The organism is Paraburkholderia caffeinilytica (assembly GCF_003368325.1).
Classification (GTDB): Bacteria; Pseudomonadota; Gammaproteobacteria; order Burkholderiales; family Burkholderiaceae; genus Paraburkholderia; species Paraburkholderia caffeinilytica.
This window is the reverse complement of sequence record NZ_CP031467.1, coordinates 3,002,934-3,023,618: the sequence shown is the minus strand read 5'-3', so window position 1 is coordinate 3,023,618 and position 20,685 is coordinate 3,002,934. Positions and strand designations below refer to the sequence as shown.

Here is a 20,685-nt window from a genome sequence, read left to right as displayed (position 1 = left end):
CGTCGGGGCGGGTGAAACGCTGCCTCGTTCGGTTGTGAGACGCGCGATCCTACTTGCGTATCTATGAACCGCAAGGGGCGTGAAGAAGATTCCGATTTGCCTGGATGGTTGATCTCTAGCTGGGTGCGGTGATTTATACTTTTGGATGTCGCCTGGACAAAGGTGGCCGAGTTTGACAGCTCGAATCACCTACCCGCACATGGCCGCGCGATAGCGGCTCAATCATGTAACGGGAGTGTCTTGTGACTTCTTCAAATACCCCTTCGTCTCTTTCCAAACCCCGTACGCACGATGAGTTTATCGAAGGTCTGCTCGATGCAGCGGCAAGCGCGGGGGAATTTTATGTCCAGCAATTTGGACGGTTAGCGGCCATTGCGCAGTCGGTCCGGATTGGCGGCTGGTCAGCGGATGACAACGAGCAATTGATCCTTGCGCTGGAAGGAATAGCGTGTCAGTCGGAGCGACGGGCCAAGACTGATGTGGGTTTGTATCGCGGAATGCTCGCAGGATCGCTGATGGCACGGCGGTCAAGGAAACAAGTTACTGAAGTTGCCGAACGCCCTCGAGCCAACTGACGAAACACAACACTAAGCATGATCATGGCGGCTTTAGCCGCCATTTCGAACGCTCGACGTCCACGTACGAATCGCCCTCGACGAATGGCTTAATTCCGGATCAACTACAGGAAGCCGATGGAACCAACTTTCCCGACGCCAATGGGAATTACAAACGAGGCGCTCTGGCGAAAGCATTGCCGAAAGATTCACGCCCGAGCAAAGGATTTGCTTAGCGGTAGATTGGGCGTGATCGAAACGGCTCGTGCAATGTGTCCTCTCGCTTCCTGGACAAGGGCCGAAAACGAACCTGAGTTCCAGTTGTTCCGCGCCATTACGTCGGAGAGCAATCATTTGCCTGTGGGCGAAGTTCGAGCGCATTGGGCCCCTTATGCGTTGGCGCGCGAGGATATCCACATTCGAGCCGTCGAGGATCGTTGGCGGGAGCAAGCTCTGGCCGCTGCTGCCCGACTGGTTGAACGCTACAAATGGGCCGTCAAACGCAAAACCTCCCGCGCCGACAACACCTGACATTTGCACCGCCCCTCTTCTATGAGCCACGCGAAGAATGACGTTCACCGCGCCGCCGCCTGGATTGCATTTATCCTGGAGCGTTGCCAATTCCCAAATCGCGAAGCGCTCGCGGCCCGGTTCACGAACGCGGGCATCGTCAAAGTGTGCGAATGTGGTTGCAACAGTTTCACGCTATCAATGGCTGCGCCCGAACGCGCGCCAAGAATAGTCCCAAGTGGGTACGGCTATGGTCTGGTATTCGAAGCCGACTTTCGTGATCTGGCCAAGGACGGCAACACCGGCTCACTAGAAATACTTTTGTTCGCCAATGATTCGGGACATCTGAGCTATGTCGAAATCGACTATTGCGGAAACGCGTTCCCGGTCCCTGAACAAATGGATCTCGAGTCGATGCCCTATCATGTATTCGAAAGCAGCAGGTTGATCCGCACGTCGTACCGAATGCGCTTCATCGACCACCCCAAAAGCAAAAACCCCCGCAGAACTTTCGTTCAGCGGGGGTTTTTAAATTTGGCGGAAAGGGTGAGATTCGAACTCACGGTACCCCTAAAGGTACACTGGATTTCGAGTCCAGCGCATTCGACCACTCTGCCACCTTTCCGGGTCTTCCGACTCACAGCGACAGTGCCGCTTGGTTGCTACTGAGTCAGATCCAAGCGGGTCGTTGCTTGGGAGAGAAAGATTATAGAACAGCTGAATCCGATTTCCAAGCCCCTCGTCAAAAAAATTTCAAGGAGACTTGGCAATCGGTAGCGGCATTAACCGCGCATCAGCCTCGCGCCGTTCAAGCCGCCGGCACTTCCAGCCGCTCCACCCCACCGAGGTACGGACGCAGCGCCACCGGCACCGTCACCGAACCATCCGCGTTCTGGAAATTCTCCAGCACGGCCACGAGCGTACGGCCCACAGCCAAACCCGAACCGTTCAGCGTATGCACCAGCTCCGGCTTGCCTTGCGCATTGCGGAAGCGCGCCTGCATGCGGCGAGCCTGGAACGACTCAGTATTCGAACAGCTAGAAATCTCGCGATACGTATTCTGCGCAGGCACCCACACTTCCAGGTCATACGTCTTCGCAGCCGAGAAACCCATATCGCCGGTGCACAGCGTAATCACGCGGTACGGCAGTTCGAGCTTCTGCAGAATCGTCTCAGCGTGACCGACCATCTCCTCAAGCGCGTCATACGACGCTTCCGGCGCGACGATCTGCACCATCTCAACCTTATCGAACTGATGCTGGCGAATCAGCCCGCGCGTATCGCGGCCATATGAACCCGCTTCCGAGCGGAAGCACGGCGAATGCGCGGTCAGCTTGATCGGCAACGTGTCCGCTTCGAGAATGCTGTCGCGCACCGTGTTCGTCAGCGAAATTTCCGACGTCGAAATCAGATACTGCGTGACCGTGTTCTCGTCACCGCCCTTCTCGACGCGGAACATGTCGTCGGCGAATTTCGGCAGCTGGCCGGTGCCGTACAGAATCTCCGGATTCACGATATACGGCGTGTACACCTCGGTGTAGCCGTGGTGCTGCGTGTGCGTGTCGATCATGAACTGCGCCAGCGCGCGATGCAGCCGCGCAATCTGTCCGCGCAGCAACGTGAAACGCGCGCCCGACAGTTTCGCGCCGGTTTCGAAATCGAGGCCGAGCGGCGTGCCCACGTCGACGTGATCCTTCACCTCGAAGTCGAAATGGCGCGGCGTGCCCCAGCGGCGCACTTCGACGTTCTCGGTTTCGTCCTTGCCCGCGGGCACGCTTTCGTGCGGCAGGTTCGGCACGCCGAGCAGCAGGTCGGACAGGCGCTTCTGGATATCGTCGAGCTTGGCCGCGGACGCCTTCATCTCGTCGCCGATCCCGCCCACTTCGGCCATCAGCGCCGACGTATCCTCGCCTCGCCCTTTCATCCCGCCGATCTGCTTCGACAGCGTGTTGCGGCGCGCCTGCATCTCTTCGGTACGGGTCTGGGTGTCGCGGCGTTCCGCTTCGAGGGCGGCAAAAGCCGCCACGTCGAGGGTATAGCCGCGGTCGGCGAGGCGTTTGGCGACGCCGTCGAGGTCTTTGCGCAGCAGCTGGATGTCGAGCATGGGATGGGGCAGGTGTTCGTTATATGAAGCTGGGATTTTAGCGCACCGGCGCGGGCGGCCGGTGCGTTAGGTCGTCAAGACGCGCGGAACGGCGGCAAGGCGCGGAAAACGATGCGCGGCAAGGCGCCGGCCGAGGCGCGAGAAACGGCGCCAACGGACGCACAAAACGAGGCCCTCGGCGAGCCGCAAAAGCTCAGCCCTTCTTCGGCTTGTTCTCGCTGCGCCACTGCGCGTCGAGTTCGGCCAGACGCGCCATCTTGTCGCCGATCTTGCCTTCAAGACCGCGCGGCGTCGGCTCGTACCAATGCGGGTCGCGCATGTTGTCCGGCAGATAGGTCTCGCCGGCCGCGTAGGCATCGGGTTCGTCGTGCGCGTAGCGGTATTCGTGACCGTAGCCGAGTTCCTTCATCAGCTTGGTCGGCGCGTTGCGCAGATGCACCGGCACGCCGCGCGACTGGTCCTTGCTCACGAACCGCCTTGCTTCGTTGTACGCGTTGTACCCCGCGTTCGACTTCGGCGCGACCGCCAGATAAATGATCGCCTGCGCCAGCGCCAGTTCGCCTTCGGGCGTGCCGAGCCGCTCGTAGGTTTCGGACGCGTCGAGCGCGATGCGAGCCGCACGCGGGTCGGCGAGGCCGATGTCTTCCCACGCCATCCGCACGATGCGCCGTGCGAGATAACGCGGGTCCGCGCCGCCGTCGAGCATGCGGCAGAACCAGTACAGCGCGCCGTCCGGGCTGCTGCCGCGCACCGATTTATGCAACGCGCTGATCTGGTCGTAGAATGCGTCGCCGCCTTTGTCGAAGCGGCGCAGATTCTCGGCGAGCGCGCTGCCAAGCAAGGCGCCGTCGATTTCGGTGGACTTCTGCCGGGCCGCCGCGCGTGCGACGATTTCCAGGTTGTTGAGCAGCTTGCGGCCGTCGCCGTCGGCGGAACCGATCAGGGCGTCGCGGGCTTCGTCCGTGAACGTGAGGCCGCCAAGCTCTTGCTGCGCGCGGTCGAGCAGTTCGCGCTGTTCTTCGTCGGTGAGGCTCTTCAGCACGTAGACAGCGGCTCGCGAGAGCAACGCGCTGTTCACCTCGAACGACGGATTCTCAGTCGTCGCGCCGACGAACACGAACAGCCCCGACTCGACGTGCGGCAAGAATGCGTCCTGCTGACTCTTGTTGAAGCGATGCACTTCGTCGACGAACACCAGCGTCTGGTGTCCGTTCGCGCGATGAATCTGCGCGGTCTCGACGGCTTCGCGGATGTCCTTCACGCCCGAGAGCACCGCGGACAGCGCGATGAACTCGGCATGAAACGCATCGGCCATGAGCCGCGCGAGCGTGGTTTTGCCGACGCCGGGCGGGCCCCAGAGGATCATCGAATGGGCTTCACCGGATTCGAAAGCGACCCGCAACGGCTTGTTCGGGCCGAGCAGGTGCTTCTGGCCGATCACTTCGTCGATATTGCGGGGCCGCAGGCGTTCGGCGAGCGGAACATTGGCACGGGTTTCTTCAAACATGACGTTTTAGGGATAATGTCGGCTTTTCCGGACGCGGTCCGTGTGAAGGCGGCGTGCTGCCGGTGAGCCACGCCAGCACGCAGGGGTGCGGGCAACGCTCTGCATTATGACAGTGACGGCGCCTGGGCGATGGGCGCGCGCTGTGCCGGAGAGATTCGAGCAGCAAGGTTCGAGCAAGATCATCTGCGATGAGCAACGCAAAAAGCACCCGAATCAGCAGGCTAGCGAGACCGATAACTGAACCGAGCACTCAGCTGGCAAAATCGCACGCCAATGAGCGCGCCGATTAGCCAGTAATCTCGCCGACAGCCTGACACGCTAACATCGCGCGCGGATTGACCGGCAACACGGGCATTGCACGCGAATTTAAAGGCAACACAAACCGCAACTACGTTGCATGGGACCGGAGTAAGAAGCTTTGCATGGGACCAGAGTAACGCGCTATGGGGCTGGAGTAAGCGCTAAAGCGCCAACTTCACCCGACGCGCGAACTCTGGTCGACAGCTAAAGCGCTAACTCCGGTCGACACAGGGACAAGACCAGATGGCACAAGATCCACTCGCCGGCGACGCCGGCTCCACCTACGCACCGCTCACGCCGGTGCCCGACGCGCGCCGCGCGTTCCGCACCGGCGACGCTTTCGCGCTCTGGTTCTCGCTCGGCATCGGCCTGCTGGTCGCGCAGGCGGGCGCGCTGCTGGTGCCGGGGCTATCGCTGCCGCACGCGTTGCTGGCGATCGTGATCGGCAGCGTGATCGGCGTCGTATTGCTGGCACTGGCAGGCGTGATCGGCACGGATACGGGGCTCGCCGCGATGTCGTCGCTGCGGCCGACGCTCGGTGTGCGCGGCGCCTCGGTGCCCGCGGTGCTGAACGCGGTGCAACTGGTCGGCTGGGGCTCGTTCGAGGTGATCGTGATGCGCGATTCCGCCGATGCGCTCGCCAAGCAGGCTTTCGGTTTCTCGATGCCGCTGATCTGGACCGTGATCTTCGGCTTGCTCGCGACGCTGCTGGCGATCAGCGGTCCGCTGTCGTTCGTGCGCCGGTTTCTGCGCACGTGGGGCATCTGGCTACTGCTGGCGGGCGCAGCGTGGCTCTCGTGGAATCTGCTCGCCAAGCACGATCTGGCTGCGCTGATGCGCCGTCCTGGCACGGGCGAGATGTCGTTCGGCGGCGCCATCGATCTGGTGGTCGCAATGCCGCTCTCGTGGCTGCCGCTGATCGCCGACTACACGCGTTTCGGCCGTCGCCCGGGCGAGGCCTTCCGCGGCACGCTGCTCGGCTATGGCATTGCGAACATCTGGTTTTACGCGCTCGGCGCGATCTATGGCCTCGCGGCAGGCGGAGGCGATGCGCTCTTGACCGGCGCGCTGGCGCAAGCGGGCGGCGGTCTCGCCCTGCTGCTGATCCTGATCGACGAAGTGGACAACGCGTTCGCCGACATCCACTCGGCAGCGGTCTCGACCGGTACGTTCTGGACGCGCGGCAGCGTGCCGTTGCTGTCGGCGGCATTCGGCGCGCTGTGTACGGCGATCGCCTTGCTCGTGCCGATGGCGAAGTATCAGAACTTCCTGCTGCTGATCGGCTCCGTGTTCGCACCGCTGTTCGGCGTGGTGCTGGTGGATCACTTCATCGTGCGCAAGCGTCGTATTGAAGCGGCTGTGCTCGCCGACGTGCACGGCCGTTATGGCTTCTCGGGCGGCTGGCATCTGAGTGCGTTTGTGTCGTGGGCAATTGGGATCGTTGCGTATCAGGTGATCAATCAATGGCTGCCGAATCTGGGTGCTACGTTGCCCGCGTTGGTGATTGGCGCGGTGTGTTATCTGGCGTTGGTGTCGGCACGGAAGACTGCCTACGCTTGAGTCGTTTAAGCATCCTTGCAATACAGAAAAGGCCTGCAAATGCAGGCCTTTTCTCTTCATACGTCATCAAGCCTGACTAGCTCAATACGCAGCTCAACGCGCTATTCAACGCTTCGACGCCCGATACTCGACACCCGGCAACACGCACAGCAATTCGAACGCGAGATTCGCGCCGAGCAATGCGGTCGTGCCGAACGGATCGTACGGCGGCGCGACCTCAACCAGATCGCAGCCGACGATGTTCAGCCCATGCGAGCCGCGAATGATCTCAAGCGCCTGCGGCACCGTCAAACCGGCGATTTCCGGCGTGCCCGTGCCCGGCGCGAAAGCCGGATCGATACCGTCGATGTCGAACGTGATGTACACCGGACCGTCGCCCATGCGTTCCCGCACGCGCGCCATCAGCGGCACGAGCGACTGGTTCCAGCACGCCTCGGCCTGCACCACTTCAAAGCCCTGATCGCGGCACCAGTCGAAGTCTTCAGCCGCGTAACCCGTGCCGCGCAGACCGATCTGCACGACGCGGTCGCAATCCAGCAAACCCTCTTCCACCGCGCGGCGGAACGGCGTGCCGTGTGCGATCTTCTCGCCCATCATCGTGTCGTTGACGTCGGCGTGGGCGTCGACGTGAATCAGGCCGACCTTGCCGTGCTTGCGATGAATCGCGCGCAGGATCGGCAGCGCGATCGTGTGGTCGCCGCCCAGCGTGATCGGCTTGCAGTCGTGCTGGAGGATTTCGTCGTAGGCGGTTTCGATGCGCGTGATCGAATCGTGCAGGTTGTACGGATTAATCGCGACGTCGCCGAGATCGGCCACGCGCAGCGAATCGAACGGCGCCGCACGCGTCGCCATGTTGTAGGGGCGCAGCAGCACCGATTCGCTGCGGATCTGGCGCGGTCCGAAGCGCGCGCCGGTGCGGTTCGAGGTGCCGAGATCGAACGGTACGCCGACGAAGCAGGCGTCGAACCCTTCGGCCGAGCCGACGTTCGGCAGCCGCATCATCGTCGCAATACCGCCACTGCGGGGCATGGCGTTGCCGGACAGCGGCTGCGGCCGTTCACCGGCCTCGGGGGAAATGAAGGAGGAAGTATTCATCGTGTCTCGGCAATGAAAAGGGGGCAGCAAACAGAAACGGGCAAACCGGCCGAAGGGTCAATGAAAAAGCATACCTTGCCGGATGAATCTCGATTCTTGAGCAGTTTCCCGCAAGTTAAAATACAAACAGAATAAACTTCACATTGATTTGCAGCGATGTATCCTGACGTATGTTCTCCCAACTCACCGATCTCGACCTGCGGCTGATCCGCGTCTTCCTCGCCATCGTCGACGCCGGCGGCGTTTCGCCGGCCCAGGCCACGCTCAACGTCGGCCAGTCAACCATCAGCACGCAACTCGCCACGCTGGAAACGCGCCTCGGCTACCGGCTGTGCGAGCGCGGCCGCGGCGGCTTCAGCCTGACCGCGCGTGGCGAGCAATTCATCGACGCGGCCCGTGCCCTGCTAGCCGCCGTCGACACCTTCGGCATGCAGGCGCGCAATGTCGGCCGCAAACTGGTCGGCACACTCGATATTGGCATGATCGGCCACACGCCGGTATCGGCAAGTGCGCGTATCAGCGACGCGATCGGCCGGTTTCGGGCGCGCGATCAGTCGGTGCGATTTTCGATTCTGGTGCGCTCGCCGGGCGAGCTCGAAGAACTCCTGCTGAACGGCCGCATTCAGGTCGGCATCGGCTATTTCTGGCATCGCGTGCCGTCGCTCGAATACACCGAGGTGTTCGCCGAAGATCAGTTCGCGTATTGCGCAAAGGGGCATCCGCTGTTCGCCTCGGCGGGCGATGTTTCACCTGCCGAGGCTGCGGCTCACGAATGGGCATGGCGCAGTTATCCGCTGCCCGAGGCCGAAAGTTCGACCACGCCGCAGAACGTCACCGCCGTCGCGGACAACATGGAAGCGGTCGCAATGCTGGTGCTGTCGGGGCATCATCTCGGCTATTTGCCGGGGCATTTCGCGGCGCCGTTCGTGAAGCAAGGCTTGCTGGCCGCGTTGAATCCCGCACAGATGCGTTACCGCGTGGCGTTTCATATGGTCACGCGGGCGCGGCAGCATCGGACGGATATCGTCGAAGCGTTTATCGACGATATGAAGGCCGCGCACCCAATGCAGGTGCTGGAAGCGGATGAGTAGCGGTTCGGCGTAGCCCGTGGAGGATTTCGAAGCCGATCAATGGCGCGGATGCTGTTGGTGCATGTTCTGAAAACAGACGGATAGCAGGTCTGTACAACCGGCCCACGTCCTGAAAGAACTCACAGCACGATCGGCAACCCACCTGCAGTCGATCAGCAAGAAAAAAGGCCGCGCTCGACAGACGCGGCCCCTCTGCAAATCGATCGGCTACAACAACCCGCTTACCCGTTGATCACATCCGCACCTTTCGGCACCGTGAACTTGAACGCGTCGGCCGGCAGCGGCGGGTTCTTCTGGATGTTCGAAAACGTCAGCAGCGTCACGTTGCCGAACACATCGTGCAGTTCCATCGCTTCAAGATTGCCATCCTTGAAGCCGATGCCGACGCGCTGAAACTGCGTGTCTTTCGCCTTGGGCGTCAGTTCGAGCCAGTCGATGCCGGCCTTCACGCCCGCATCGCGCAGCGTGAAGTTCTTGTCCAGATCGTTGCTGCCGAAGAGGATCGCCGCTGGGCTCGCCCCGAGCGCGCCGCCGAGACTGCGCACCGTCACCTGGTTGAGATCCTTGTCGTACACGTAGAGCTTGTCGCCGTCGGCTTGCAGCAGTTGGGCGTAAGGCTTCTCGTATTGCCAGATGAACTTGCCGGGACGCGCGAACGTAAACGTGCCGCTCGACGTGCCGGTCTTACCCGCCGTGGACAGCACGCCGCTCGCGCCGCTTGCACCTTGCGCCTTGCTCGGCGCGCGCACTTCCTGCTGCACAAAGGTACCGCGCGCGGAATGCACCTGGGCGACGAACGCCTTCAGTTGCTCCGTGCCGCTCGCGAATGCCTGCGACGCGACGAGCATCGACGCACCGATCGCCACACTGCCGACCCCACGGACGATCGTGCGAGCGAGATGGCCAAAACGGCTGGGGTGAGCACTCTGTCGGGCGTACTGCTGCGCGATTGGCTGCATGGTGTTTCTCCCTTGATTGAATTTGTTGAGCGGTCACGGGGCCGGCTTTGGGGCCTGCAGCCGCGTGACCGTAGCGGTTAGCTTGAACCGCGCAGCCGAGGAACGAGCCCCCGGCTTTGGGTAACAGCTTAAGCAAGAAGCCTTAAGCGGGACTTATACGCTGTGGGCGTGGCGGCCAGTTTTGCGGAATGGCGGTATAGATGGTTTATTCCGCTTCTCGCGCCGGCGCAAGGATCTCGCGATTGCCGTTCGAAGACATGGCCGACACCACGCCCGAGTTCTCCATCTGCTCGAGCAAACGCGCCGCGCGGTTATAGCCGATGCGCAAATGCCGCTGCACCAGCGAGATCGACGCGCGGCGGTTTTTCAGCACCACGTCGACCGCCTGGTCGTATAGCGGGTCCGACTCGCCGTCGCCCGAGCCGGATCCCCCGGCGCCCGCGGAGCCTTCGTCGCCCTCTCCCGTCACGCCGCCTTCGAGAATGCCCTCGATATAGTTCGGCTCGCCCTGCTCCTTGAGCTTGTCGACCACGCGATGCACTTCCTCGTCCGACACGAACGCGCCGTGCACACGCACCGGCAAACCGCTGCCCGGCGGCAGGTACAGCATGTCGCCCATGCCGAGCAGCGACTCCGCGCCCTGCTGGTCGAGAATCGTGCGCGAGTCGATCTTCGACGACACCTGGAAGGCCATGCGCGTCGGCACGTTGGCCTTGATCAGGCCGGTAATGACGTCGACCGACGGACGCTGCGTGGCCAGAATCAGATGGATGCCGGCCGCGCGCGCCTTCTGCGCGATCCGCGCGATCAGTTCTTCGACCTTCTTGCCGACCACCATCATCAGGTCGGCCAATTCGTCGATCACGACGACGATGTTCGGCAGGCGCGTGAGCGGTTCCGGATCGTCCGGTGTCAGGCTGAACGGATTCGGCAGCTTCTCTTCGCGCTTGGCGGCTTCGTCGATCTTGTTGTTGTAGCCGGCGAGGTTGCGCACGCCGAGCTTGCTCATCAGTTTGTAGCGCCGCTCCATTTCGGCCACCGCCCAATTCAGCGCGTGACCGGCCTGGCGCATGTCCGTCACCACCGGACACAGCAGATGCGGAATGCCCTCGTAGACGCTCATTTCGAGCATCTTCGGATCGATCAGGATCATGCGGACCTGGTCGGCGCTCGCCTTGTAGAGCAGCGACAGGATCATCGCGTTGATACCCACCGACTTGCCCGAACCGGTCGTGCCGGCCACCAGCAAGTGGGGCATCTTCGCGAGGTCGGCGCACACCGGCTTGCCGCCGATATCCTTGCCGAGACCCATGGTGAGCGGCGAAGCCGCATCCGCATACACCGCCGAACCGAGAATCTCCGAGAGGCTCACGGTCTGACGGCGCTGGTTCGGCAACTCCAGCGCCATGAAATTCTTGCCTGGAATCGTTTCGACCACGCGAATCGACACCAGCGACAGCGAACGCGCCAGATCCTTTGCCAGACCGACGATCTGGCTGCCCTTCACGCCGGTGGCCGGTTCGATTTCGTAGCGCGTGACGACCGGACCCGGATATGCGGCGACCACGCTCACTTCGACGCCGAAGTCCTTGAGCTTTTTCTCGATCAGACGCGAGGTGAATTCGAGCGTGTCGGCGGAAATGGTTTCCTGCGCGGCAGGCGCCGCGTCTAGCAGCGAGATCGGCGGCAAGGTGGAGTCGCCCGGCAGGTCCGTGAACAGCGGCACTTGCCGCTCTTTCTCGACGCGCTCCGATTTGGCGGGCGTGACGACGGGCGGCACGATCATGACCGGCTCGTGTTCCTCGATCCGCACGCGGCCCTTTTCGACCTTGCCTTCGCGCTTCACGGCGGCGGCTTCGCCCAATTTGCGGTCGCGGCCGGCCTCGCGGCGCAGCTTGGCGAACGTGACCGCCGAAATGATCGACTCGCCGACCTTTTCCGACACCGACAGCCACGAAAAACGGAAATACAGCGACAAACCGATGCCGAGCGCGATCAGCAGGGCCAGCGTGCCGCCCGTGAAGCCGAGCGCATGCGATACGCCACGCGCGACCGCCTCGCCGATCACGCCGCCCGGCGCCCGCGGCAACTGCACTTTCAGCGACCACATGCGCAACGCCTCGATGCCGTCGCAGGCGAGCAACACCAGCATGAACGCGAACGCGTCCGCGAGCCAGCCGGCATCGCGCGGCGCATCTTCCTGCGGCTCCTCGTGACGGGTGATCCGGCGGTAATTGGCGGAGATATGGCGGCCGAGCAGCACGATCCACCAGTAGGCGGACAGCCCGAACAGCAGCAGCAGGATGTCGGACGTCCACGCACCGACCCGGCCCGCCCAGTTGGCGATGCGGTCGACCTGCGCGGCATGCGTCCAGCTCGGATCGTGCCGGCTGTAGCTGACGAGCGCCATGAGCAGGAAAACGCCGAGCGCCACCTGCAAGATCCAGCGGATTTCGGTGAAAAGGCGCGACATGCGGTGCGGCAATGCCTGCGCGCTCGCGGAATAGGGAGCTTTTGCCATTGATCCTGTTGCTTGTGTGGCCGATCTGCCGCCAGAACCGCGGCCCGGAGCGGCGCCCAAGGCGGCTCCAGACCCGCTCCTGGCTGCCGGGTCCATCGATGCGGCCTATTGTAAACGCAGTGCCTCACGCGAGGCTGTAAATGACGGTAACTTAGCCGATTGGCGTCACAGAAGCCTGCCGCGCCCCGCGGCAACGCTATCGCCGTGATCGGAAAGCTTCATGGAGCAGGCCGGCGTGCCGCCCTTTATAATGCCGCTCTGATACCCATCTATAGTTTCAGCTCAAGTCGCGCGGCCTCGCATGGGCGAGCCGGGCGCCGTAAAAGGATTTCGATCATGCCCGCTACTTCCACGAAACACGCCAAAGTTCTGATTCTCGGTTCCGGTCCCGCCGGCTACACGGCGGCGGTCTACGCGGCGCGCGCCAACCTGTCGCCGGTGCTCATCACGGGTCTCGCCCAGGGCGGCCAGCTGATGACCACGACCGACGTCGAAAACTGGCCTGCCGACGCGAACGGCGTGCAGGGCCCGGAATTGATGACGCGCTTCCTGGAGCACGCCGAGCGCTTCAACACCGAGATCATTTTCGACCACATCCATACGGCCAAGCTGGACGAAAAGCCGATCCGCCTGATCGGCGACTCGGGCGAATACACCTGCGACTCGCTGATCATCTCGACGGGCGCATCGGCGCAGTATCTCGGCCTGCCGTCCGAAGAAGCGTTCATGGGTAAAGGCGTGTCGGCTTGCGCCACCTGCGACGGTTTCTTCTACAAGCAACAACATGTGGCCGTGGTCGGCGGCGGCAATACCGCAGTCGAGGAAGCCCTCTATCTTTCCGGCATAGCGAAAAAAGTGACGGTGATCCATCGCCGTGACAAGTTCCGCGCCGAACCGATCCTGATCGACCGCTTGCTGGCGAAGGAAAAGGAAGGCGTGGTCGAGATCAAGTGGAACAGCACGCTCGACGAAGTGACCGGCGACCAATCCGGCGTAACCGGCCTGCGCATCAAGAGCACGCAAACCGGCGAAACCACGGACATCGCGCTGCAAGGCCTCTTCGTCGCGATCGGCCACAAGCCGAACACGGACATTTTCGCAGGCCAACTGGAGATGAAGAACGGCTACATCATCACCAAGGGCGGCCTGAACGGTTTCGCAACGGCAACCAGCATGCCGGGCGTGTTCGCGGCGGGCGACGTGCAAGATCACGTCTATCGTCAGGCGATCACCAGCGCGGGCACGGGCTGCATGGCCGCGCTCGACGCGCAACGCTATCTGGAAACGCTCGACGAGATTGGCGAGCACGTGATGAGCGCAGAAGCCGAACGCTGATCCGCAACAGTTAAGCGCGACGGTAAAATGGCGCTGGGCATGGTCCGGCCGCCTACTCCGAAGAAGGCCGCGGCTGAAAAGCCGGCGGCCTTTTTTGCGTGGTGTCAGCGCGCGGTTCGTGTCGTGCCGGCGGCTGGCCGACGCCGTTACATTGGCGCCTGCGTGTACGGTTGTGCAGCCTGACGGCGTGGCGTTACCGCTTGTGCAGCCCGACGGCGCGCCGTTGCCGCTTGCGTGGATGCTTGCCCAGCCTAACGGCGTGGCGTTGCAGCCTGTGTACACGCTTGCCCAGCCTGACGGTCAGGTGCTTCGATGCGCCGCTGCACGAGTAGGCGCCGCAACCGGCGCCGTGCGCTCGATCTACTTTTCTGTGTATTAGCGATATGCCGAAGAATCAGCCCCATCCTAGCGAACCGAAGCGCGCCAGAGCCGTTACCAGGCCCGCGCCCGAGGTATCCGCACCCGCCGTCAAACCGAAGCTCGAACCGGCTGCGGGTTTAGCCGGCCTCGGTGCCTTGCGCGATGCGTTAAAGAACGACACGCAACGGCGCGAACGCGAACGCGCGGCCGCAGCAGCGGCGCAGCGCGAAGCCTCGGCGGACGCCGATCTGTTTCGCCGCGAGATCGGCGCGGTTGCGCCACTGGCGGTCCCGCCGCGCGTCAGCCTGGCGCGCAATCCTCCGTCGCCGCTGCCGGTGCAGACCAGGCTCGACGAAGAAGCCGTACTGCACGAAGCGATCTCCGACGAGTTCGACCCCGAGATCCTGCTCGAAACCGACGAAACGCTCTCCTATTGCCGCCCCGGCGTAAGTCAGGAAGTCGTGCGCAAACTACGGCGCGGCGATTGGATCGTGCAGGCGCAAATCGATCTGCACGGCATGCGTCGCGAGGAAGCGCGCGAGGCGCTGGCCGAGTTCATCCGTGAGTCGGTGAAACGCGGCCTGCGGTGTTTGCGCGTGATTCACGGCAAGGGCCTTGGGTCGATCGGCAAAGAACCCGTATTGAAGGGCAAAGTGCGTGCGTGGCTCGTACAGAAGTCCGAGGTGATCGCCTTCTGCCAGGCACGTCCGCATGACGGCGGCGCCGGCGCAGTAGTCGTGCTGTTGCAGCCGGGCGCGGTGCCGGCTCAAGTCAAGTCCTGACGGAGTCCCGGTGATCCATCCGAGGCTGACGCTGGCGCTGACCGTCATGGAAGCGCTGGCCATTTTCGCGTACGCGATTTCCGGTTTTATCGAAGCGAGGACCCGCCGGCTCGACGCCGTGGGCACCTTCCTCGTGGCCGTCGCGACGGCCTTCGGCGGCGGCACCTTGCGCGACGTGCTGCTGGAGCGGCGGCCCTTTTACTGGGTCGAACATCAAACCTATCTGATCGCGATCTTCGTGATGTCGTTGTTTGCGCCGACGCTGCTGAAGATGACGTCGCGCCTGCTCTCCGAGCGGGTCTTGCTCGTAGCCGATGCGATCGGGCTGGGCTTGTTCAGCATTTCCGGCACGTCGATCGCGCACGACGCGCAGATGCCATGGTTCACGTCGGTGATGATGGGGGTGTTGGCCGGCGTATTCGGCGGCGTGATTCGCGACGTGCTGTGCAACGAGGTGCCGCTGATTCTGCGCGATTCGCGGCCGTACGCGACCTGCGCTTTTGTAGGATGCTGGTTGTACGTGCTGCTGGACTACGCGAACGTCGATACGGTTTATAGCGTGTTGATCGCCACCGCCTTCATCCTGCTCGCGAGGCTGGCGACGTTCAGGTTCAACATACGGCTGCCTCACTAAGCCTACCCCACCAAGCCTGGCTCACTACGGTTGGCTCACCAAGCTTGCCTCACTGAACTCGCCTGGCGGGTGTCCTCCAGCAGGCCGGCCTCACCAAACGCGCCGCCAGGAACCAGGCAGCGCGGGTTCCGAGGCACAATCTTTCCCGGTAGTTTGTGACGTTTTGTCGTGCCAAGTCGCATCAAATAGGCGCTTGCTGTGTCCGGTTTTAGCGTATGCGGGATGAACATTCGTCCTTCGCTAAAGTTTTCACGGTTGTCGATTCCCGCCACCGTCGTTCGTCGTCAGGTAAACGGCCCCTCCGGCCGACATCGCGCCACAGCGCTCCTCGCCCCCCCTAGGTGACCACGATGACCCTGAAACTCTATGCCCACCCCTTCTCGTCCTACTGCCAGAAGGTGCTGACCGCGCTTTACGAGAACGGCACGCCATTCGAACTGCGCCTGCTCGCGCACGACGACCCGCAGGTCATGGCGGAGTTCGCCGCGCTCTGGCCGATCAAGCGCTTTCCCGTGCTGGTCGACGGCAGCCGGACCGTGATGGAGGCGAGCATTATCGTCGAGTATCTCGGCCTGTATCACCCGGGGCCGGTGGCGCTTTTGCCGGCCAATGCCCGCGCCGCGCTGGAAGTGCGCAGCATGGATCGGTTCTTCGACAACTACATCTCCACGCCGCAGCAGAAGATCGTGTACGACAGCATGCGTGCCGAGCCGGAGCGTGATCCGCGCGCCGTGGCCGAGGCCCGCGACATGCTCGACACCGCCTACGGCTGGCTCGACAAGGTGATGGCCGGACGCGAATGGGCGGCCGGCGATACCTTCAGCCTCGCCGATTGCGGCGCGGCGCCGTTCCTCTTCTATGCCGACTGGACGCATCGCATCGCCCCGGCCTTCGAGCACGTGCTCGCCTACCGGAGGCGGCTGCTGGCCCGGCCATCGTTCGCTCGCGCGGTCGACGAGGCGCGCCCGTATCGCCCGCTGTTCCCGCTTGGCGCGCCTGATCGGGATTGATCGTACGAACCCGGCCCAATCGGGCAACAGCGCCGACAGGCGGGCGGAGCAGACAGGCCAACCCGCTCGCGCAGCTAGCCTCATTGCGACAACACGATTTCCAAGCGATACACTTCACTTCGAAACCTACTTCCGCCCATCACTCACAAGGCAAAAATATGGACCGTTTCGAAGCGATGGAGATATTTACGCGTGTGGTCGAAGCGAACAGCTTCACCAAAGTATCCGAATCGCTCGACCTGCCCCGTGCCAAAGTCAGCCGCACCATTCAGGCACTGGAAGAACACGTCGGCGTACGCTTGCTGAACCGTTCGACGCGGCAGGTCAGCGTCACCGAAGACGGCGCGTTGTTCTACGAACGCTGCGTGCGCATCCTCGCCGAAGTCACCGATGCCGAATCGTCGCTCTCGAACAAGCGCGAACATCCGAGCGGCACGATTCGCGTCGATACCTCCGGTACGCTCGCCCGGGCGCTGCTGCTGCCCGCGCTCGACGACTTCTACCGGCAATACCCCGAGATCGACGTGCGGCTCGGACTGGCGGATCGCAATATCGATCTGATTCAGGACGGGGTGGATTGCGTGATCCGCATGGGCACGCCGGAAGAGTCGAGTCTCGTCGCGCGCCGCATCGGTCAGGCGCGGATCGTGACCTGCGCGTCGCCGGCCTATCTGGAGAAATACGGCACGCCGACCACGCTCGACGAGCTTAGCGAGCATCGCGCGGTCAACTACGTTTCCGCGCGCAGCGGCAAGACCTTTCCATTCGAGTACGAGGTGGACGGCGAGATCGTCAAGGTTACATTGAAGAGCGTGCTCGCGGTCAACGACGGCAGCGTCTACATCGGCGCGGGCGCACTCGGCCACGGCATCATCCAGCCGTCGCGCTACATGGTCGCGGACCTGATCGCGCAAGGCGCGCTCAAGGAAATCCTCACGACCTACACGAGCCCCAGCACACCGCTGTCGATCCTGTACGCGCATCGCCGCAATCTGAGTTCGCGGCTTCGCGCCTTCACGGAGTGGGTCACCGAGCTGACGCGGAACAATCCGGATCTGCGCATCACGGACGTGTGACGTCACTGTGCACGGGCGCCATGTTGCGGGCCCGATGCCACCCGATGCAAACAGCCCCTGGCCAATGAAGAAAAGCCCCATGCGTCTCACAACGCATGGGGCTTTTTCAATGCGAATCGCTCAGCGAATAACCCGCCTCAGGCAATCCGCTCTTCATTCGACGGATCGAACAACACGGCTTTCGACGTATCGAACAGCAGCGTCGCATTCGACAACGGCTGCGGATTCGACGCCGGGTGCACACGGCTCACGATGCGCTTGCCGTTGACCTGCGCGAACACCAGCGTGTCCGGTCCGGTCGGCTCGATCACGTCGACCTTCACTTCGATCGGCTGCAGCTTCGCGTTGTCGCCATGTGCGCCGCGCGCGTCGGTGATGCGCTCCGGACGCAGGCCCAGAATCACTTCACGCCCCACATGCGACTTCACCTTGGCCGAGTCGAACGGCAGGTTCAGCGCCGTGCGCGCGACGCCCGTATCCAGTTCGAGCGCGACGCCCGCGCCCTGCTCCACCAGCTTGCCCTGGATGAAGTTCATCGGCGGCGCGCCGATAAAGCCGGCCACGAACAGATTCGACGGCGAGTCGTAGATTTCCTGCGGCGCGCCGAACTGCTGGACGATGCCGTCTTTCATCACCGCGATGCGGTCGCCGAGCGTCATGGCTTCGATCTGATCGTGCGTCACGTAGACGATCGTCGTGCCGAGGCGTTGATGCAGCAGCTTGATTTCAGAGCGCATTTCGATACGCAGCTTCGCGTCGAGATTCGACAGCGGCTCGTCGAACAGGAACATCACCGGATCGCGCGCAAGCGCACGGCCCATCGCCACGCGCTGACGCTGACCGCCGGACAGCTGACCCGGCTTGCGGTCCAGCAGGTGCGTGATCTGCAGCGTGTTCGACACGCGGTCGACGATCTGCGTCTGCTCCTGCTTCGGCACCTTGCGGATGTTCAGGCCGAACGAGATGTTCTCGCGCACCGTCATGGACGGATACAGCGCATACGACTGGAACACCATCGCGATGTCGCGATCTTTCGGCGAGAGGTTGTTTACCGTCTTGCCGTCGATCTGGATCTCGCCCTTGGTCACGGTTTCGAGGCCGGCGATCATGTTGAGCAGCGTCGATTTCCCGCAGCCCGAGCCGCCGACGAGAATCAGGAACTGGCCGTCTTCGATGTCGATGTTGACACCCTTCAGAACCGGTACCCCGTTCGGGTAAGTCTTGTACACGTCACGGATGGAAAGGCTTGCCATGCTGTGAATCCTCTTGTCTCTGGTACTGCTTGAAAACTCTGGTCGGATGACGGCGGTGCATTATCAACAAAGCGCCGCCGCGATGCGTATGGTCTAGCCCCGGGTTAGCCCTTGACTGCGCCCGCCGTCAAACCGCGCACGAAATAGCGGCCGGCGACGATGTAGACGAGCAGCGTCGGCAGTGCGGCGATGATCGCGCCGGCCATGTCCACGTTGTATTCCTTCACGCCGGTCGAGGTGTTCACGAGGTTGTTCAGCGCCACCGTGATCGGCATCGAATCGACGCCGGAGAACACAATCCCGAACAGGAAGTCATTCCAGATCTGCGTGAATTGCCAGATCAGGCACACCATGAAAATCGGCAGCGACACCGGCAGCAGGATCTTCGTGAAGATCGTGAAGAAACCGGCACCGTCGATCCGCGCGGCCTTCACGAGTTCAGCCGGAATGCTCACGTAGAAGTTGCGGAAGAACATCGTGGTGAAGGCGATACCGTAGATCACGTGCACCACCACCAGACCGGTTATCGAATTCGACAGGCCGAGCAAGCCTTCGAAACGCGCCATCGGCAGCAGGATCGCCTGGAACGGAATGAAGCAGCCAACCAGGATCATCGTGAAGATCGGATCCGCGCCACGGAAGCGCCAGTGCGTGAGCACATAACCGTTGAACGCGCCGATGATCGACGAGATCAGCACCGCCGGGATCACCATGCGCACGGAGTTCATGAAGAACGGTTGCATGCCGTCGCAGCGCACGCCCGTACACGCACCGCTCCATGCCTTGATCCAGGGGTCGACGGTCCAATGCGACGGCGGCGTGAGCAGGTTGCCGGTGCGCAGCTGGTCGATGTCCTTGAACGACGTGGACAGCATCACGTACAGCGGAAACAGGAAATACAGGGCAAACAGAATCAAGGCCGCATAAATGACGGCACGGCTGATCGTCATCTTAGGCTGCATTGCGGGTGCTCCTCGATTCCAGATACATCAGCGGCACTAGCACGGCCACAACGGTCGCGAGCATCATCATCGACGATGCCGCGCCGACGCCCAACTGCCCGCGATTGAACGAAAACGTGTACATGAAAATAGCCGGCAGCGATGAAGACGTACCCGGACCGCCCGCGGTCAACGCGACGACCAGGTCGAAGGTCTTGATCGTGATGTGGCAGAGAATCAGCAGCACGGAGAAGAACACCGGGCGCATGCTCGGAATCACGATCTTGCGGTAGATGGTGGGCAAGCCTGCACCGTCCATCTGCGCGGCCTTGAAGATTTCACCGTCGACACCGCGCAAGCCCGCGAGGAACAGCGCCATCACAAAGCCGGTGGATTGCCACACCGCTGCGATCACGACGCAGAAAATCGCCTTGTCGGGGTCGCCGAGCCAGCTGAACGAGAAGCTCGTCCAGCCCCAGTCGTGGAACACTTTCTCGAGACCGACGCTCGGCGTCATGATCCATTGCCACGCCGTACCCGTCACGATGAACGACAGCGCCATCGGGTACAGGAACACGGCGCGCAGCGCGCCTTCATTGCGGATCTGCTGATCGAGCAGGATCGCGAGGAACAGACCGAGGCCGATACAGATACCGATAAACGGAATGCCGAACCAGCCGAGGTTGGCAGCCGACGTCCAGAACACATCGTTATCGAACAGTTCGCGATAACGATCGAGACCGACAAATTCATAACGGGGCATCAGTCGCGAATTCGACAGCGACAGATAGCCGGTAATAGCAATGAAGCCATACACGAAGATCAGGCTGATCACGACGCTGGGTGCGAGCACCAGCTTCGGAATCCAGCGATCGGCAAGGGCCGCCATGGGCGACGTGCGGCGGGTCACGGAGGCCGTTTTCCCGTTTCCGCTGATAGAAGCAGTCACTACTCGACTCCTGCTGAAACTGTACCGCCGGAGCGCTCACGCAAGAAAAACGCGAGGCCGGAACGGCATAGGTGTGACTCGATGAAACCAGGGGTGAAGCGTCTCGCCCTAAGTAACGCAACCGCTGCAAGCAATCTGAAGAAC

General features: G+C 62.4%; 18 protein-coding genes and 1 tRNA gene. 10 read left to right on the top strand and 9 right to left on the bottom strand.

Features of this window, described 5'->3' with window-relative positions:
- Nucleotides 1–242: 242 nt before the first annotated feature.
- Together DSC91_RS37690 and DSC91_RS29805 are read left to right on the top strand one after the other, a co-directional pair.
- A complete protein-coding gene (locus DSC91_RS37690; protein WP_162831479.1) occupies nucleotides 243–575 on the top strand; it encodes a hypothetical protein in 333 nt (110 codons plus the stop codon).
- 117 nt (nucleotides 576–692) lie between these two features.
- Complete coding sequence (locus DSC91_RS29805) at nucleotides 693–1,085, top strand: hypothetical protein (protein ID WP_115782146.1); 393 nt, start codon at nucleotides 693–695, stop codon at nucleotides 1,083–1,085.
- Nucleotides 1,086–1,599: 514 nt separating this feature from the next.
- Here DSC91_RS29805 and DSC91_RS29800 read toward each other — a convergent pair.
- The 3 genes from DSC91_RS29800 to DSC91_RS29790 all read right to left on the bottom strand — a co-directional run bounded on the left by DSC91_RS29800 (nucleotide 1,600) and on the right by DSC91_RS29790 (nucleotide 4,675).
- Nucleotides 1,600–1,689, bottom strand: a tRNA-Ser gene (locus tag DSC91_RS29800).
- Between the two features lie 183 nt (nucleotides 1,690–1,872).
- The gene (serS, locus tag DSC91_RS29795) at nucleotides 1,873–3,168 is read right to left on the bottom strand and encodes a serine--tRNA ligase (RefSeq protein WP_115782145.1); all 1,296 of its coding nucleotides are present in this window, start codon (nucleotides 3,166–3,168) and stop codon (nucleotides 1,873–1,875) included.
- Nucleotides 3,169–3,361: 193 nt separating this feature from the next.
- Entirely contained in the window at nucleotides 3,362–4,675 is a 1,314-nt protein-coding gene (locus DSC91_RS29790) for a replication-associated recombination protein A (RefSeq protein WP_115782144.1), read from the bottom strand.
- Nucleotides 4,676–5,218: 543 nt separating this feature from the next.
- On the opposite strand from DSC91_RS29790, the gene cytX reads away from it, so the two are divergent.
- Nucleotides 5,219–6,535, top strand: a complete 1,317-nt coding sequence (cytX, locus tag DSC91_RS29785) for a putative hydroxymethylpyrimidine transporter CytX (RefSeq protein ID WP_115782143.1) — start codon at nucleotides 5,219–5,221, stop codon at nucleotides 6,533–6,535.
- Between the two features lie 105 nt (nucleotides 6,536–6,640).
- On the opposite strand, the gene speB is transcribed toward cytX, so the two are convergent.
- Nucleotides 6,641–7,630, bottom strand: a complete 990-nt coding sequence (gene speB / locus DSC91_RS29780) for an agmatinase (RefSeq protein ID WP_115782142.1) — start codon at nucleotides 7,628–7,630, stop codon at nucleotides 6,641–6,643.
- A gap of 170 nt (nucleotides 7,631–7,800) precedes the next feature.
- Here speB and DSC91_RS29775 point away from each other — a divergent pair, with 170 nt between their 5' ends.
- On the top strand, nucleotides 7,801–8,721 hold the full coding sequence (locus DSC91_RS29775; RefSeq protein ID WP_115782141.1) for a LysR family transcriptional regulator: 921 nt from the start codon (nucleotides 7,801–7,803) through the stop codon (nucleotides 8,719–8,721).
- Between the two features lie 221 nt (nucleotides 8,722–8,942).
- Here the strand turns inward: DSC91_RS29775 and lolA are convergent, their stop codons facing one another.
- On the bottom strand, nucleotides 8,943–9,680 hold the full coding sequence (gene lolA, locus DSC91_RS29770) for an outer membrane lipoprotein chaperone LolA (protein WP_115782140.1): 738 nt from the start codon (nucleotides 9,678–9,680) through the stop codon (nucleotides 8,943–8,945).
- 205 nt (nucleotides 9,681–9,885) lie between these two features.
- A complete protein-coding gene (locus tag DSC91_RS29765; RefSeq protein WP_115782139.1) occupies nucleotides 9,886–12,201 on the bottom strand; it encodes a DNA translocase FtsK in 2,316 nt (771 codons plus the stop codon).
- 336 nt (nucleotides 12,202–12,537) lie between these two features.
- Between DSC91_RS29765 and trxB the strand changes: the two genes are divergently transcribed.
- The 6 genes from trxB (at nucleotide 12,538) to DSC91_RS29740 (ending at nucleotide 17,398) form a co-directional block, all read left to right on the top strand.
- Complete coding sequence (trxB, locus tag DSC91_RS29760; protein WP_115782138.1) at nucleotides 12,538–13,536, top strand: thioredoxin-disulfide reductase; 999 nt, start codon at nucleotides 12,538–12,540, stop codon at nucleotides 13,534–13,536.
- A gap of 187 nt (nucleotides 13,537–13,723) precedes the next feature.
- Nucleotides 13,724–13,915: a hypothetical protein gene (locus DSC91_RS37685; protein WP_162831478.1), complete on the top strand. Its 192-nt coding sequence runs from the start codon at nucleotides 13,724–13,726 to the stop codon at nucleotides 13,913–13,915.
- Nucleotides 13,916–13,919: 4 nt separating this feature from the next.
- Nucleotides 13,920–14,678: a Smr/MutS family protein gene (locus DSC91_RS29755; RefSeq protein ID WP_115782137.1), complete on the top strand. Its 759-nt coding sequence runs from the start codon at nucleotides 13,920–13,922 to the stop codon at nucleotides 14,676–14,678.
- A 13-nt stretch (nucleotides 14,679–14,691) separates the two neighbouring features.
- A complete protein-coding gene (locus DSC91_RS29750; protein WP_115783553.1) occupies nucleotides 14,692–15,312 on the top strand; it encodes a trimeric intracellular cation channel family protein in 621 nt (206 codons plus the stop codon).
- Nucleotides 15,313–15,662: 350 nt separating this feature from the next.
- Nucleotides 15,663–16,322 (top strand): glutathione S-transferase family protein, encoded by a 660-nt coding sequence (locus DSC91_RS29745; RefSeq protein ID WP_115782136.1) that lies wholly within the window; start codon nucleotides 15,663–15,665, stop codon nucleotides 16,320–16,322.
- Nucleotides 16,323–16,480: 158 nt separating this feature from the next.
- On the top strand, nucleotides 16,481–17,398 hold the full coding sequence (locus DSC91_RS29740) for a LysR family transcriptional regulator (protein WP_115782135.1): 918 nt from the start codon (nucleotides 16,481–16,483) through the stop codon (nucleotides 17,396–17,398).
- A 137-nt stretch (nucleotides 17,399–17,535) separates the two neighbouring features.
- Here the strand turns inward: DSC91_RS29740 and DSC91_RS29735 are convergent, their stop codons facing one another.
- The 3 genes from DSC91_RS29735 to DSC91_RS29725 form a co-directional block, all read right to left on the bottom strand.
- Nucleotides 17,536–18,651 (bottom strand): ABC transporter ATP-binding protein, encoded by a 1,116-nt coding sequence (locus DSC91_RS29735; RefSeq protein ID WP_115782134.1) that lies wholly within the window; start codon nucleotides 18,649–18,651, stop codon nucleotides 17,536–17,538.
- Between the two features lie 104 nt (nucleotides 18,652–18,755).
- Nucleotides 18,756–19,613: a carbohydrate ABC transporter permease gene (locus tag DSC91_RS29730; protein WP_115782133.1), complete on the bottom strand. Its 858-nt coding sequence runs from the start codon at nucleotides 19,611–19,613 to the stop codon at nucleotides 18,756–18,758.
- Nucleotides 19,603–20,541, bottom strand: a complete 939-nt coding sequence (locus DSC91_RS29725) for a carbohydrate ABC transporter permease (RefSeq protein ID WP_115782132.1) — start codon at nucleotides 20,539–20,541, stop codon at nucleotides 19,603–19,605. Before DSC91_RS29725 ends, DSC91_RS29730 begins: the two co-directional genes overlap by 11 nt.
- Nucleotides 20,542–20,685 lie beyond the last annotated feature (144 nt).